Source organism: Anaerococcus sp. Marseille-P3915 (genome assembly GCF_900258475.1).
Classification (GTDB): Bacteria; Bacillota; Clostridia; order Tissierellales; family Peptoniphilaceae; genus Anaerococcus; species Anaerococcus kampingae.
Map to the genome: position 1 here is coordinate 1,032,922 of NZ_LT984887.1, position 14,610 is coordinate 1,047,531.

12 protein-coding genes are annotated in these 14,610 nt (G+C 32.7%); 4 read left to right on the forward strand and 8 right to left on the reverse strand.

The genetic code is table 11. The annotated features are described in order from the left end of the window. Nucleotides 1-729 carry a class I SAM-dependent DNA methyltransferase gene (locus C8269_RS05140; RefSeq protein WP_106460670.1) on the reverse strand — a complete coding sequence of 243 codons (729 nt, stop codon included), beginning with the start codon at nt 727-729 and terminating at the stop codon, nt 1-3. Further along, nucleotides 729-3,365 carry a valine--tRNA ligase gene (locus C8269_RS05145; protein ID WP_106460671.1) on the reverse strand — a complete coding sequence of 879 codons (2,637 nt, stop codon included), beginning with the start codon at nt 3,363-3,365 and terminating at the stop codon, nt 729-731. The genes C8269_RS05140 and C8269_RS05145 overlap by 1 nt, the downstream gene beginning before the upstream one ends. Nucleotides 3,366-3,831: 466 nt before the next feature. Here C8269_RS05145 and C8269_RS05150 point away from each other — a divergent pair, with 466 nt between their 5' ends. From C8269_RS05150 to C8269_RS05160, 3 genes are all read left to right on the forward strand, one after another. Further along, entirely contained in the window at nt 3,832-4,650 is an 819-nt protein-coding gene (locus C8269_RS05150) for a pyruvate, water dikinase regulatory protein (protein ID WP_106460672.1), read from the forward strand. After that, nucleotides 4,647-7,271 (forward strand): pyruvate, phosphate dikinase, encoded by a 2,625-nt coding sequence (gene ppdK, locus C8269_RS05155; protein WP_106460673.1) that lies wholly within the window; start codon nt 4,647-4,649, stop codon nt 7,269-7,271. Before C8269_RS05150 ends, ppdK begins: the two co-directional genes overlap by 4 nt. Before the next feature lie 115 nt (nt 7,272-7,386). Then, complete coding sequence (locus C8269_RS05160) at nt 7,387-8,094, forward strand: TraX family protein (RefSeq protein ID WP_106460674.1); 708 nt, start codon at nt 7,387-7,389, stop codon at nt 8,092-8,094. Nucleotides 8,095-8,262: 168 nt separating this feature from the next. Here C8269_RS05160 and C8269_RS05165 read toward each other — a convergent pair whose 3' ends face one another. The 3 genes from C8269_RS05165 to C8269_RS05175 all read right to left on the reverse strand — a co-directional run bounded on the left by C8269_RS05165 (nt 8,263) and on the right by C8269_RS05175 (nt 10,409). Continuing rightward, nucleotides 8,263-9,822, reverse strand: a complete 1,560-nt coding sequence (locus C8269_RS05165) for an IS1182 family transposase (protein WP_106459992.1) — start codon at nt 9,820-9,822, stop codon at nt 8,263-8,265. Nucleotides 9,823-9,900: 78 nt separating this feature from the next. Then, nucleotides 9,901-10,185 carry a hypothetical protein gene (locus C8269_RS05170; protein WP_106460675.1) on the reverse strand — a complete coding sequence of 95 codons (285 nt, stop codon included), beginning with the start codon at nt 10,183-10,185 and terminating at the stop codon, nt 9,901-9,903. After that, nucleotides 10,185-10,409, reverse strand: coding sequence for a hypothetical protein (locus C8269_RS05175; protein ID WP_106460676.1), 225 nt, complete (start codon nt 10,407-10,409; stop codon nt 10,185-10,187). Before C8269_RS05175 ends, C8269_RS05170 begins: the two co-directional genes overlap by 1 nt. A gap of 112 nt (nt 10,410-10,521) precedes the next feature. On the opposite strand from C8269_RS05175, the gene C8269_RS05180 reads away from it, so the two are divergent. Further along, nucleotides 10,522-11,651 (forward strand): IS3 family transposase gene (locus C8269_RS05180; RefSeq protein WP_199792160.1). Its coding sequence is split into 2 segments (ribosomal slippage): nt 10,522-10,789 and nt 10,789-11,651, totalling 1,131 coding nucleotides; the frame shifts between segments, so codons are not numbered across the junction. A 195-nt stretch (nt 11,652-11,846) separates the two neighbouring features. Here C8269_RS05180 and C8269_RS05185 read toward each other — a convergent pair. The 3 genes from C8269_RS05185 to C8269_RS05195 all read right to left on the reverse strand — a co-directional run bounded on the left by C8269_RS05185 (nt 11,847) and on the right by C8269_RS05195 (nt 14,609). Further along, nucleotides 11,847-12,434 (reverse strand): hypothetical protein, encoded by a 588-nt coding sequence (locus tag C8269_RS05185; protein WP_106460677.1) that lies wholly within the window; start codon nt 12,432-12,434, stop codon nt 11,847-11,849. Between the two features lie 808 nt (nt 12,435-13,242). Then, nucleotides 13,243-13,878, reverse strand: a complete 636-nt coding sequence (locus C8269_RS05190; protein ID WP_106460678.1) for an ABC transporter ATP-binding protein — start codon at nt 13,876-13,878, stop codon at nt 13,243-13,245. After that, a complete protein-coding gene (locus C8269_RS05195; protein ID WP_106460679.1) occupies nt 13,875-14,609 on the reverse strand; it encodes a hypothetical protein in 735 nt (244 codons plus the stop codon). Before C8269_RS05195 ends, C8269_RS05190 begins: the two co-directional genes overlap by 4 nt. Between the last annotated feature and the right edge of the window lies 1 nt (nt 14,610).

Sequence of the window (14,610 nt, forward strand, 5' to 3'; positions counted from 1 at the left end):
TCACGCCTTTCTTGCTGCAAATAATACTCTTAAAGTATCTTCATCCACCTTTCCTAATGTATCCTCATCAAATATTTTCAAATCAATAAATCCAGAATCTTTAGCTAAATTCTCCATATAATCTATGCTGTAGACTCTTTCACATTGGTATTCTCTAATTCTCTTGTAGGTCCCATCAGGATTTTCTACAAAGAAATTAAGCTCCATATCTACTAGGTCATTTTCCATATAATTATCCCAAGTATAGAAGATATCTTCATACTCATAAACAAAGCAATTTGACCCAAAGATTTCTCTCATTTTCATTTCTGAATTTATATCAAAAATTAAGAGACCTCCATCTTTTAGATTGTTATAGCAATTTTTAAAAAGCTTTTCTAAATCTTTAGGATCTGTCACATAATTTATAGAATCTAGAAGTATTACTATTAGGTCATAAGCCCTGGGATTTTCAAAGTCTACCATATCATAATAGATTAGATTTACCTTGTCATTGTCATATTTTGATGCAAAACAATCTAGCATTTCACTTGACAAATCTAGGGCATCAATTTCTTTAAAATCATCAAAAAAATGATTGGTAAGCATGCCAGAGCCACAAGCTAGCTCTAGCATCCTTTCTCTTTCAATCCCATATTCTTTTATTAATTTTTTGATATTATTAGCATATTTTTCATATTCTATATCAAATGATAATTTGTCATAAATATAGGCAAATTCACCGTACATTACTTATCCTTAATTTCTTCTAGGCTTTCTTTTGTTTTTTGAAGGAGATCCTTGTAGCCTTCAAGTTTTTCTCTTTCCTTATTTACTACTGCCTCTGGTGCTTTATCTACAAAGCCCTTGTTTGAAAGCTTGCCTTCTGCTCTTTTTATTTCACTTTCTAGCTTTTTAATTTCATCTTTTAGACGAGCTCTTTCCTTATCATAATCCATAAGCTCATCTAAAGACATATATACAGAAAATTCGTTAAATACTAGCTTAACCATGCCATCATCTTCAATTTTATAGTCAGCCTTATTTTCTACCTCTACTTCACTTGCGCTTGCTAGATTTATAAATTGGGCTTTGATCTTTTCGATTAGGGCCTTATTTGCTTCATTTTCTGCTAGGATTGTAAGTTTTTGTTTGGTTTTTGCAGGTACATTTAGGCTTGATCTTTGGTTTCTTATGGCTGTGATTGCCTTTATTACTGAGTTTACATTCTTTTCTTCTTCTACGAAATTATATGCTTCTCTTATTTCTGGCCATTTTTCTACAATTAGCATGTCATCTTTGTTTGGAAGTGCTGAGTAGATTTCTTCTGTTATAAATGGCATGAATGGATGAAGAAGGATGAGCATGTTTTTAAGAACGTAAAGCAATACCTTCTTAACTTGTAATTTTTCTTCAGGATTGTCGCCATATAATCTGATTTTTGCGAATTCTATATACCAGTCACAGTATTCATTCCAGATAAAATCTTCTATCCTATCTGCTGCAAGACCTATTTCATACTTGTCTAAGTTTTTGGATACATCTTCTATTACTTGGTTTAGTCTCTTTAGAATCCATTCATCCTCTAGGGATAGGTCTCCAAAGTTTTCGTCAAGCTTATCATTTTCATCTATATTCATTAGGACAAATCTAGATGCATTCCACAATTTATTGGCAAAGTTTCTTGATGCAAGGAGCTTATCCTCATCATATCTCATATCGTTTCCTGGAGAGTTGCCTGTGATTAGGGTAAATCTTAGGGCATCTGCACCAAATTTTTCAACTACATCTATTGGGTCTACACCATTTCCTAAGGACTTACTCATCTTTCTGCCTTGACTATCTCTAATTAGACCGGTGAATAAAACGTGAGAAAATGGAACTTTTCCAGTTGTATAAAGGGAAGCAAAGACCATTCTTATTACCCAGAAGAATATTATATCATAACCTGTGATTAAGATATCTGTTGGGAAGAAATAGTCAAATTCTTCGTTTTCTTCAGGCCAACCAAGGGTTGCAAATGGCCAAAGGGCTGATGAAAACCAGGTATCAAGTGTATCTTCATCTTGTGTTACTTTTTTACCCTCTAGCATGCCGTTTTCATCTGGCATTTCTTCTGATACGATGACTTCTCCATCTTCTGTATAAAATACTGGAAGTCTGTGGCCCCACCACAATTGACGTGATATGGTCCAATCTCTGATATTTTCTAGCCAGTTCATATAGGTTTTGGATAGGTTATCAGGAATTAGTTTTAATTCGCCATCATTATAGGCATCTATACACATTTTTGCAAAGCCATCCATCTTTACAAACCATTGCTTTGAAATAAGTGGCTCTATTACAACATCTGTTCTTTCAGAATATCCAACAGCGTGGTCGATTTCTTCTATTTTTACAAGTAGGCCTTCTTTTTCAAGATCAGCAAGCATTGCTTTTCTCGCCTCGTATCTTTCCATGCCAGAATATCTACCATAGCCATCTACTATGTGGGCCTTGGAATCAAGGACTACACATTGGCCAAGGTCGTGACGAGCACCTACTTCAAAGTCGTTAGGGTCATGGGATGGGGTAATTTTTACACAACCTGTACCATATTCCATATCTACGTAGGAATCTGCAATTATAGGAATCTTACGACCTACTAGTGGTAAGATTAAATTTTTTCCAATTTTATCCTTAAAACGTTCATCTTCTGGGTTTACTGCAACAGCCAGGTCACCTAGCATAGTTTCTGGACGGGTTGTAGCTATTGTTATAAAGTCATCGGAATCTTCATAGTGGTATTTGATATACCAAAGCTTGCCCTTTTGATCCTTATGGTAAACTTCTGCATCAGAGATTGCAGTTTCTGCCATTGGGTCCCAGTTTACAATCCTATTACCCCTATAAATTAGACCATCATCATACATTTTCTTGAAAACTCTTTTAACAGCTCTTGTTAGATTTTCATCCATTGTAAAGGAATCATGGTCCCAATCGCAAGAAACACCTATAGTTCTAAGTTGCTTTTTGATTGTGCCACCATACTTATGGGTCCAGTCCCAAGCTTCTTCCAAAAATCCAGCTCTTCCAAGATCTGCCTTTGTTTTGCCTTCAGCAGCAATTTTACCAACTACTTTTGCTTCTGTAGATATAGATGCATGGTCTGTTCCAGGTATCCATAAAGCTTCAAATCCTGCAAGCCTCTTATATCTAATTATGATATCTTGTAGGGTATTATTTAGGGCATGACCAAGATGGAGTTGACCTGTAACATTTGGTGGTGGCATAACAATTGTAAATGGCTTTTTGTCCGGATTTACCTTTGCCTTAAAATATCCATTATTTTCCCATTTTTGGTAAATTTTCTTTTCAAAATCCTGTGGATTATATTTAGTATCCATCATTTCTCCTTTCAATATAAAAAGGCGGTAGCGCTTAATAGGACGAATTATCGCGTTACCACCTAAATTTCTTTATAAAAAGACTCTCTTTTGCATTTATGCATGCTACACTAACATATACGAAAACAACCTTCACCTAGTCGTAAGTAAGATTTTCACCAACCATCTTCTCTCTAAGCTTCTTTCTAGACTACTCCTTTTTCATTGTTAATATTTGATTTAATAGTCTTATTATATTTATCTTTGCCAAAATGTCAATATCTAGACCTTCTAGGAAAATCTATTTTATGAAAACGATGGCTTTCTTACGGTAAATTAATTTTTATCTAAAATTAAACTAGACAAATCTATTAAAATGAATATAATTTAATATATATCAATAAAAATTTTCAGAATTGATGAAAATATTTTCATTATTTGATTTTTTTTGTTATAATATATTTAGAGTCTTGGTGTAGGAGTAGTTATGGATTTAAAAATTTACCTTATATCAGATGGCGGTGCTTATCTACTAAAGGACATAGTTCATAACACCATGAGTCATTTTGATGCCAAATATAAAATAGAAGTATTTGACAATCTCAATAACTTAACAAAGCTAAATGGTATACTAGGTGTAATTAAGAGATCAAAAAATTCAATAATTTATCACTCTTTTAGGGACTCTAAGATGAATGCCTATGTCAAAAATTTCTGCAAGGCTAATGAAATCAACAGCATTGAGCTTATGGATTATTCGATTAATTCTATGGCTAAGATTCTTGGTGAAAACCCTCACGAAGAAACAAATTTCATTGACCCTACAGAATTTCTCCATACTAGGAGGATGGATGCCCTAGATTTTGCCATAAAATATGATGATGGCCAAGATTTTAGGGGACTTGAACATTGCGACATAGCAATCATAGGAGTTTCAAGATCTTCAAAAACTCCCCTATCCATGTATATGGCTAGTAAGGGATACAAAGTTAGTAACATCCCCTTGCTAATAGATTCAAAAGTACCGCAGGCACTTTTTGAAATTGACCCAAGCAAAATTTTCGGTCTTACTATTGACAAGGATGTACTTAAAAAAATCAGAGAAGAAAGGCTAAAATCACTCAATCTTTCAGTAGACTCTCTCTACTCTTCTAAGGAGCGTATCAAAAATGAGATCGATTACGCACTTGAATTAATGAATGATTTGGGATGTACGATAATCGATGTCACTTACAGATCTATAGAAGAAACTTCGGAACTTATAATTGATTATTTAAATCAAAATAAAGAAAGGGAAAAATTATGAGCACAAAATACGTTTATAACTTCGATGAAGGCGACAAATCAATGAGAAGCCTTCTAGGCGGTAAGGGAGCAAACCTTGCAGAAATGACCAACATGGGAATCAATGTTCCTTATGGTTTCTCAGTAACAACTGAAGCATGTATCAGATATTACAAAGAAGATAAAAAGCTTTGGGATGAATTAAATGCTGAAATTACTGAACATATTAAAGACCTAGAAAAACACAATGGCAAAACTTTTGGTAATAACGAAGATCCTCTTCTAGTATCAGTTAGATCTGGTGCACCTATATCAATGCCAGGTATGATGGATACTATCCTAAACTTAGGTCTTAATGATGTTGCTGTTAAGGGTCTTGAAAATAAAACTCAAAACAGAAGATTTGCTTACGACTCTTATAGAAGATTTATTCAAATGTTTGCTGATGTTGCAATGGGACTTGATAAAAATAAATTTGAAGAAGTTCTAACAGCCAAGAAAAATGAAAAAGGCGTTGCAACTGACCATGACCTTACAGCTGAAGATTTTGTAGATGTAGTTGATAAATATAAAGTAGTTTATAAAGAACTTGCTGGCGAAGAATTCCCACAAGAACCTAGAAAACAATTAGACCTTGCTATTGCTGCAGTATTTTCATCATGGAATAACGACAGGGCAATCCTTTACAGAAAATTAAACGAAATTGATGATAAAATGGGTACAGCTGTTAACGTTCAATCAATGGTATTTGGTAACATGGGCGAAACAAGCGGTACTGGTGTAGCCTTCTCTAGAAACCCAGCTACAGGAGAAAACGTTCTATATGGTGAATACCTAATGAACGCTCAAGGTGAAGACGTTGTTGCAGGTGTTCGTACTCCAGAACCAATCAGCCATCTAAAAGACTTAATGCCTGAAGTATATGATGAATTTGCAAACACAGCTCAAACTCTTGAGAAACATTACAAAGACATGCAAGATATGGAATTTACTATCCAAGATGGTAAACTCTATTTATTACAAACTAGAAATGGTAAAAGAACTGCCCAAGCAGCTGTCCAAGTAGCTGTAGATATGGTAGAAGAAGGCTTAGTTGACGAAAAAGAAGCTCTATTAAGAGTTAACCCACAAGACTTAGACGGACTTCTCCACCCTACCTTCACTCAAGCAGCTATAGATAAGTCTGAAGCCCTAACAGTAGGTCTTGCAGCATCTCCAGGAGCAGCAGTAGGTAAGATAGCTTTCTCTGCCCCAGAAGCAGCAAAAAGAGCAAAAGATGGTGAAACAGTAATCCTTGTTCGTGAAGAAACAAGCCCAGAAGACCTAGAAGGTATGGTATCAGCAGTTGGTATCCTTACAGCAAGAGGCGGTATGACATCACACGCTGCAGTAGTAGCAAGAGGTATGGGTAAATGCTGTGTATCTGGTGCTTCAGATATCCACGTAAACGAACTTGAACATACCCTAAGAGTAGGCGATGTAGTTTTAACAGATCAAGATACAATTTCAATAGATGGTTCAACAGGTGCAATCTATGCAGGAACTCTTGAGACCCAACCACCACAAATGCACGGTGCCTTCGGCAAATTTATGGAATGGGTAGATAAATATAGAGATATGAAAGTTAGAACAAATGCAGATACACCAAGAGATGCAAAACAAGCTCTAGAATTTGGCGCTGAAGGTATAGGTCTATGTAGAACAGAACACATGTTCTTTGCTGATGATAGAATCTTCCAAGTTAGAAAGATGATCCTAGCTTCTGATCTTGAAACAAGACAAGCAGCCCTAGATAAAATCCTTCCAATGCAAGAAGATGACTTCTATCAAATCTACAAACTAATGGAAGAAAGACCTGTAACTGTAAGACTTCTTGACCCACCACTTCACGAATTCCTACCAAAGGGAGAAAAAGAAATCGCTGACCTTGCCCTAGAATTAAAGATGCAACCAGCAAGAATTCACGAAAGAATTTCTGAACTTCAAGAAGTAAACCCAATGCTAGGTTTCAGAGGCCTAAGACTTGGTGTAATCTATCCAGAAATCTCAAGAATGCAAGCAAGAGCAATCATGCAAGCAGCTATTAGACTAAATAAAGAAGGCATAAAAGTAGTTCCAGAAATCATGATCCCACTTTCATCAGATGTACACGAACTAGCTTACGTAAAAGATATAGTTGTAAAAGAAATTGAAAAAGTATTTGAAGAACAAGGTATGGAAATCAAATACCTACTAGGTACCATGATTGAAATCCCAAGAGCAGCTATAACAGCAGATGAAATCGCTCAAATCACAGACTTCTTCAGCTTCGGTACAAACGACCTTACACAAATGACCTTTGGTCTATCAAGAGATGACGCAGGTAAATTCCTACCAGCTTACATCGAAAAAGACATCCTAGAAAAGGATCCATTCCAAGTACTAGATCAAAAAGGCGTTGGCTTCTTAGTAGAAACAGCTGTAGAAAAAGGTAGAAAATCAAACTCTGCCCTACACCTTGGTATCTGTGGTGAACACGGTGGAGAACCAAATACAGTTAAATACCTATACAATGTAGGTCTTGACTATGTATCATGCTCACCATTTAGAATTCCAATAGCTAAACTTGCAGCAGCTCAAGCAGCAATAGAAAAAAATAAATAAGCTATAAAAATAATTTTCTCCGGTTAGTCTTTCTAACCGGAGATTTTTTTCACAAAAAATTTGCAATTTTTATATTCTTAGGATAAAATCTTCAAATAATCTAAAAGGAGAATTTATGGAAAAATTAGAAAAATTTAAAGCAATAGATGGAGCCCAGCTTAAATATATAGCCTTCGCTTCAATGTTTATAGACCATTTTAATAAAGCAATTATAACACCATTTTTGACTGGGTCTGGTCCCCTAGTTATTCTTACAACTATCTTTGACATCCTAGGTAGGATTGCCTTTCCAATCTTTGCCTTCATGATAGTGGAAGGATTTTTCAAGACTAAATCACGCTGGAAATATTTAAGGAATCTCTTAATTTTTGCGGTGATTTCAGAAATCCCTTACGATATGTTCCAATCAGCTGAGTTTGTAAATACCTGGTCACAAAATATTCTCTGGGGTCTTGCCCTAGGACTTTTTACCATAATGGTAATTGATAGGCTAAAAGAAAGCATAAAAAATAGACCACTTTGGGTCATCGTATCGCTAATTCTTGTAGCTCTGTCATGTCTAGGATCTATGCTAATCTCATCAGACTATGAGTATTATGCCATTATAACCATCTACCTATATTATGTTTTCTATGATAAAAGAATCCTAGCATCAGTTCTTTCCTACCTAGTAATCATCAAGGAAATCTACGCCATCCTCGGTTTTGCAACCGTACTTTTATATAATGGAGAAAAAGGCAAACAAAATAAAATATTTAACTACCTATTTTACCCAGTCCATCTTTTAATTTTTGGAATAATAAGGATGGCCTTTAAAATCTAAGGTGATGTTGCAGAATAGGTAAATCTATTCTGCGCATTGCTTTTTTTATTATATATCTGTATCAAGCCATTAATTTTTATAGAAGTTTTTAAGTTGAGAATGAATTTTTCCACATTTTTATTAAAAATAGGCTCACTTAATAGAGCTTATGAAATTAATATTTTTTTCTTAAGCAGCTTTGTATTTTATGATGTTTAAATCTTTATTTTCTATTTTTGATGACAGTTTATTTAAGTTTAGTGCTATTGATAAGAGGCATATTTCACTTATTATATTTTCTTTTCCTCTATGGTGGAATCTGTTGTAGTTTAAGCCTGACTTTATTTTGGAAAATGCTCCTTCGGCTTGGATTGATCTATTTAATCTTTCTTCTATTCCTTGGTCAGATATTATGTTTTCTAATGATTCTTTCCTATATTTTTGGAAGGTTTCTGCTATGTAGATTCCTTTAGTTTTTTGACCATCTTTGTTCCAATCAAAACACCTATAGACCTTTGTAGTTGTTATATATCCACTTTTTCTTTTATTGTATCTGTCCTTGCATCTTATGAATTCTTTGCCTTCTTGTGATATATATTTGTCTTGACTTTCATCATAGATTAGACTTCCCTTAAATTCTTGCTCTTTTTTATATTTTCGTGTTTTTGATTGCTCATAGTTTGATGGTTTTATGTACGATGTTAGCTTATTTTCTTCTAGATATACATAGTTTTCTTCACTTTCATATCCTGCATCTGCTACTATTTTGTCTAGTTTGTTTGGATAGTTTTCTTGTAGTTTTTTTAAGAATGGTTTTAGGGTGTACATATCGTTTGTATGGTGGGATATATTTTCACCTATGATGAAACCTGATGCGCTTGCAAGCTGAATGTTGTAGGCTGGCTTTAGTTGACCATTTCTCATGTGGTCTTCTTTCATTCTCATGAAGGTTGCGTCATGGTCTGTTTTTGAGTAGGAGTTTCTGTAATCTCCCATTATTTCTAGGTGTTCTTGATAAGTTTCTAACTTATTTTTCCAATCTTTTAGTTGTTCATAGTCTCGTTGGAGTTGATGTTTTCTTTTTCCTTGACCATGTACGAAGTTTATTTTCTTTTCTATACATTCTTTACTTACTTGATTAAATGATATCTTTACTACTTCTAATACTTGGGATGGTGTTAAGTCTTTATTTAAATTGAAGTGCTTTATTATTCTGATTCTTAGTTTTTCTTGCCATTTTTCTGTGCTTCCTCTCCGGACAAAGCTGTATCTGTTGGCATAAGCTTCTATTTTTGTTCCATCTATGTATATACTTGATAGATCTATTTGCTTTTCTTCTACTAGTATTTCTACTATTTGACTTAGTAGATTAGGTGTTAGATTTACTATTTTCTGTCTAAATCTATTTATTGTGCTATGATCTGGTGGGGTTTGTCCGTCAAGAAGATATTTTATTCTTAGATCATATTTACATGATTTTTCTATTTCTCTTGATGAGAATATTCCTTCAGAGTAGCAGAATATTATTATTTGAAGCATTGTTACTGGATTTACAGTAGGTTTTCTCCCAAATGATGAGTAGACTTTTCTTAGTTCTGTTAGGTCTATCCTTTCAATTATATTTTTTACAAGCCTTAGTTTTATGTCATCTTGGATGTATACTTCTGTGTTAAAGTTTAATTTTAATTGAATTGTATCACCAACTAGTGTAAGATTAGTTAATGATGATGTATTACTATTTTGTTTCATAAATACATTGTATCAGAAAAAGACGAGGATTTCACTTTCCTCGTCTTTTTCTATGTTAGGACTTTTGCAACAGCCCCTTTATTTTGTGTTTTTTATTTTATAAGACTTTATTAGAGAAATAGAATTTATAACAATTGAAAGGGCCACACATATCCAAAGAGCCTTAGAAATAGTTGGCATGGTATCCATAAGTCCTGCCCAGTCTTCTTTTATAATCCTTCCTGCCCCATCGGCATAAAAAGCACATACAGTTAGACTTGTAAAAGATAAAGACAAAAACCTAAAAAAATCCGAAGAGTTTTTGAAATTCATTATATTTAAAAGGGCAGTAATTATTGCAGCTGCACTAAAAATTAACCACATTAGTAAGCTTCCTTTTTTATATATTTCTTAACAATTATACCAAAATATATTGACATAAAAATAGCAATAAGACCTGATATAATTCTCTTAGTTACACCCATTTCTGTCGCAAAAATCGCATAGGCAAAGAGTGTTAAAATCGCAATTGTATATAAAAATAAGACAATCCCCCTAGTTGCTATTTTAACTGTGGTTGAATTTTTATTTTCAAATGATTTTTTCAAAACAAAATAGAAAAATCTCACAAAAACAATTGGTATGGATACAATAAATAGTACAATTTAAAATCGAATATATGATACAATAAATAATAAGAAATCATAGGAGGATTTTAAATTGGCTAGACACTACGAAGACGACTTCAAAAGGCAAATAGTAGAAATCTTTAACCAAGGAAACTACACATATAAAAAACTAGGTGAAGAATACGACATAGCACCATCAACAATAAGAGGATGGGTAAATAGGTACAACAACTCAAACTCCTTCGACATAGATGATAATAGAACAGAAGAAGAAAAGGAACTAATCAGACTAAGAAAAAAACTAAAACAGCTTGAAATGGAAAATGATATTTTAAAGCAAGCTGCACTACTACTAGGCAAAAAGTAAAGCTCATAATCTCAAATAGAGATAAATACAGTATTAGTGCAATGTGTAAGTTTTTAGGAATAACAAGAAGCTTAATATACTATCATATAAACAAAGAAGAATCTAAAAACAACCTAAAAACAGAAGAGCTTTTAGAAGAGAAAATCAAAGAAATATTCAGAAAAAGTAAAAACGCGTATGGATCTAGAAAAATCAAAGTAGAACTAGAAAATCAAGGCATAATAGCATCAAGAAGAAAAATATGTAAAGTAATGAAAAAACACGCCTTAATCTCAAGCTATACAGTAAAACAATACAAGGTAGAAAAAACTACATGTAACAATAAACAAATAAAAAATAAAGTAGACAGACACTTTGATAATAGAGAATCTTTAGAAGCATGTGTAAGTGACTTAACCTATGTAAGAGTAGGAAATAGCTGGAACTATATATGTGCAATAATAGATTTACACAACAGGGAAATAATAGGCTATGCAGCAGGTAAAAATAAAAGTGCTGAATTAGTAAAAGAAGCAATTTACTCAATAAGATATCCATTAAATAAAATAAAAATATTCCATACAGATAGAGGACGAGAATTTGATAATAAGAGCATAGATAAAATCCTAGATGTATTTGGAATAGAAAGATCCTTAAGCAAAAAAGGAAGTCCTTATGATAATGCTGTAGCTGAAGCATTTAATAAGGTAATGAAAACAGAATTTGTTTATCAGAAAGAATTTAGAAGTTTAAATCAACTAAAATTAGAACTATCAGAGTATGTTTACTGGTACAACAACCTAAGGATCCATGGATCCTTAGGTTACTTGCCACCAGTTAAATATAGACATTTAAGATTAAATAGATATTATTAGTTAATCTTAAATTAGTACGTTCGATTTTAGATTGTACAAATAGGTGTTGACAATCCACAATCAACATTATTAAATAAAGTACTTTTCCTAAAATTTTCATAATAAGTCCTTTCTTGTAAAAATAATACATTTTTGAACTCTCAAAATCCAATACGAGTCAAGCGCTAAATATTTTTCTGCTATATTTATCTACCGCTATTTTTCATCACTTTCTAGTTCAACTTCTAAAACCAAACCTGATAAGTCTTTTTTAAGTCCAGATTTTATTTCTTCCTTCCACTGACTTGAAACAGTTAGATCTTTTGAATAGGTTGAATAAGATTCAAATATGCTCAAAGGCTCATCCGCCTTAAGAACTCCTCCATCAGTCCAAGTGTAAGCATTTGTTCTTTTATCTATGAAAATCCTATCTCCAAAGTATGCTCCTGATATTAAAGAGATTTTTTTATCTGATATTGCATAAAGATTTAGCTTATTAGAAGTGATATCGACCCCTAGCTTTTCACCCTCATCTATCTTTGGAAGTTCAATATCAAAAATATCATCTTCATTTCCCTTATCATAATTTATTAGCTTTAGACGAAGCTTTGCATCCTTATCTCCCTTAAATGAATAAACATTGGCTCCAAAATCAACCACATCGCCGCCATCAAAACCATCCCTTAGGTCAAGTTCAAAATCTTCCTTTACGATCTCTACCTGGTCTTTTTTGGTATTCGCAATTTTGCAGGAAGCTAATATTAGCATTAAGAAAATACATAAAATTAGGCTTTTCTTTTTCATAACGCACTCCTTTACTTTGTTAATTTTATAATATCACAAAATATTAAACTTTGCAATCGAATAGGGGCTAAGATCTAGCCCCTTTCACACCACCCGTACGTGCCGTTCGGCATACGGCGGTTCAATATTCTCTTGTGTTATATTATTTATTTCTGATGAAACTATTTAACTTTATTCTTTTTTTATCCGAACCTTGAAGAATAAATACGTCATTCCTTGTATTCCATCAAGTCATAGTTTATCCTTTTCAAATATTACAATGAATATTGTTCCTCCCTTCGCTCCATTTCCATTACAGAAACTTCCTCACTACTATGGATTCTGCTGACTTCTCACTATTCGTTATTACTACTAGCTCGATATTGAGACCTCACGGGATAAGCCCTAATACTTTCATCGTTTACTTGCAGAATTTACGCTTTGGGTTTACGGTTACCCTTTTGGGTCTTTGCTATCTCTTGCTAGCTTTCCCACCTGTTACGCCTCATATTCTGTTCCTGTTCGTCAAGCCACGATTTCGCTACCCGTTCTTCTCTCCTAGATGTCGCCATCTAAAACTTGCAAGTCGCTATTAGATTCGTCGGTAACTACGCTCTGTAGGGAATTTCACCCCAGCATTAGAACATGCCCGTCATACAAGAAAAAAACGGCCGAGGCCGCTTAAATTATGACATTAGATTCTAAAATGCTATTTCTCACTATCTTCAAGACTAATTTCTAAAATCATTCCTGAATATTTTTTATTTACACTTTTTTATTTTCGCATTATTTTATTAAATATTGTCAATATAGATATTTGTATCTGAAACTATAAGTCATACTCATCAATTATCTTTCCAGCCTTCATTAGTATTTTAACATCTGCAAGTTGATCTATAAAAGCCTCCTCATGGCTTGCTAAAAGAATTATTTTATTACTCTTTTTATTTTCCATTATTATTTCCTTCAAGGCTATTATTCCCTGCTCATCTATAGCATTTGTAGGTTCATCGAATATTAGTATCTGAGGTTTTTCCAGTATAACATTTGCAATTGCAAGTCTCTGCTTCATACCTAATGAGAATTTTTCAAAATTTTTGTCTTTTTGATCGTATAAACTTACCTTTTTCAAAACATTATTAATATCTCCTTCATCAGCCACTTTATTTATCGAGGCAATTAATTTTAAATTATCAATAGCAGATAAATCACCTATAAAAGATGGATTTTCTAGCAAAAGACCTACCTTATCTAGCAAATTATTTGAGTTTACGACCTTACCATAAGCTTCTATTATTCCTTCATCTACACCTATCAGGCCACAAATTGCTCTAAAAAGCATGGTTTTACCAGAACCATTATGTCCAACAAATCCATATATTTTTCCATCTAATATAGTTAGATTTATCTTATCAAGAACTATTTGACCATCAATTTTCTTTGTTACATTTTTGATTTTGATCATTTTTCAACTCCATAAAAATCATATCTAGCGAAAAATATATAAGCCACTATTATGAATATTATTGTATATAAAAATAACAATAAAAAATTTTCTTTAAAAGTAAAAATCCCACCAAATTCATTTTGCTTATATACTAGGCTTTGTTGACCTATAAATAAGTGTATGTTTGTAAGGATTGATAAGATTAAATTAACTAAAATACATAAAATAGCTATATATGTATTTGAATATAAAATTATAATTATCCCCATCCACGTTAATAATATATTTTCAATAAGCATAGTAAAACCTATGATTAAGAAATATTTAGTACTATGATCAAATTCATAAAAGATTAATTGGGCAATAAATATAGAAAAAAGAAAAATACCTATAAAGATTATTATATTAATACTACTTGCTATACATTTTGAAAAAAAATATTTTCGCTTAGTTTTTGCTTTAATCATAACTTGCTCTCCGTTTACAAAGTGATCTTTATTAAATATTATTATTAAGATAAAAGGGCTTAGAATATGCATGAAAATCCAAAAAATCGGAATAAAAAAATCTTCAAAATCACTTATGATACCAGCATCTATTAAGACAAAGTTAAAAATATAATTTATAATGCTTTGATTTTTATAACTTAATGATAATACAATTATTATCAAAGATATTATAAAAATGATAAAATTACAATACTTAAATTTATTAAGTTGATATTTAAAATCTCTCATTAGTAGGTTCACT

Coding starts and splice junctions, on each gene's coding strand:
- C8269_RS05165 (WP_106459992.1), bottom strand. CDS start 9,822: ATGAAACAAAATAGTAATACATCATCATTAACTAATCTTACACTAGTT.
- C8269_RS05190 (WP_106460678.1), bottom strand. CDS start 13,878: ATGATCAAAATCAAAAATGTAACAAAGAAAATTGATGGTCAAATAGTT.
- C8269_RS05170 (WP_106460675.1), bottom strand. CDS start 10,185: ATGTGGTTAATTTTTAGTGCAGCTGCAATAATTACTGCCCTTTTAAAT.
- C8269_RS05150 (WP_106460672.1), top strand. CDS start 3,832: ATGGATTTAAAAATTTACCTTATATCAGATGGCGGTGCTTATCTACTA.
- C8269_RS05145 (WP_106460671.1), bottom strand. CDS start 3,365: ATGGATACTAAATATAATCCACAGGATTTTGAAAAGAAAATTTACCAA.
- C8269_RS05160 (WP_106460674.1), top strand. CDS start 7,387: ATGGAAAAATTAGAAAAATTTAAAGCAATAGATGGAGCCCAGCTTAAA.
- C8269_RS05185 (WP_106460677.1), bottom strand. CDS start 12,434: ATGAAAAAGAAAAGCCTAATTTTATGTATTTTCTTAATGCTAATATTA.
- C8269_RS05140 (WP_106460670.1), bottom strand. CDS start 729: ATGTACGGTGAATTTGCCTATATTTATGACAAATTATCATTTGATATA.
- ppdK (WP_106460673.1), top strand. CDS start 4,647: ATGAGCACAAAATACGTTTATAACTTCGATGAAGGCGACAAATCAATG.